This is a genomic window from Pontitalea aquivivens (genome assembly GCF_046507575.1).
Lineage (GTDB): Bacteria > Pseudomonadota > Alphaproteobacteria > Rhodobacterales > Rhodobacteraceae > Pontitalea > Pontitalea aquivivens.
In genome coordinates this window covers 1-547 of the sequence record NZ_JBKFEY010000119.1, presented here as the reverse complement: position 1 = coordinate 547, position 547 = coordinate 1, and the positions used below count along the sequence as shown (strand labels likewise).

Annotated in this window: 1 protein-coding gene; it reads right to left on the bottom strand. The window is 58.3% G+C overall.

The window, feature by feature from the left end; all coding sequences use genetic code 11:
* The coding region (locus ACK8OU_RS20430) for an enoyl-CoA hydratase-related protein (protein WP_410305157.1) at nt 1–332 on the bottom strand (332 nt) is incomplete at its 3' end.
* Nucleotides 333–547 lie beyond the last annotated feature (215 nt).

Sequence of the window (547 nt, the reverse complement as noted above, 5' to 3'; positions counted from 1 at the left end):
GCGAACCCGTCAACTTTTGCGATAACAGGCTTCGGAATATCGCGGATCAAGGTATGGATCGCATCGATCGGCACGCCGATGATGCCTTGTCCGGCGCGGCTCGACTTCTTGTCTCCGGAATCGCCGCCGACACCGAATGCCTTGCCGCCGGCTCCGGCTATAACGACGACCCCGACTGACTTGTCCCACCCCGCGTCCGTCAGCGCTTCGATGATCTCGTAGTAGGTGTCCTCACGCCAAGCGTTCATGCGCTCGGGGCGGTTTATCGTGATCGTCGCGACTCCGTCGGCAACGGTGTAGATAATGTCACTATATTTTTTGTCTTCCGGCATTGCTTGCTCCGATAGGGTTGATTTGTGCGGCACCGCTCAGTGCGAGGTAAGACGCCCCGACAGTCATGTGGTCAGCGGCCTTTGAACTTGGGCGACCGCTTCTCGAGGAATGCGGAGAACCCCTCCAGTCGATCCTCGGTCGTGAAGATCGCTGTTTCGAGGAATGTCTCGAACTGGATGGCCGAGGTCAGGTCCATCTGCATACCGGTGTGCAC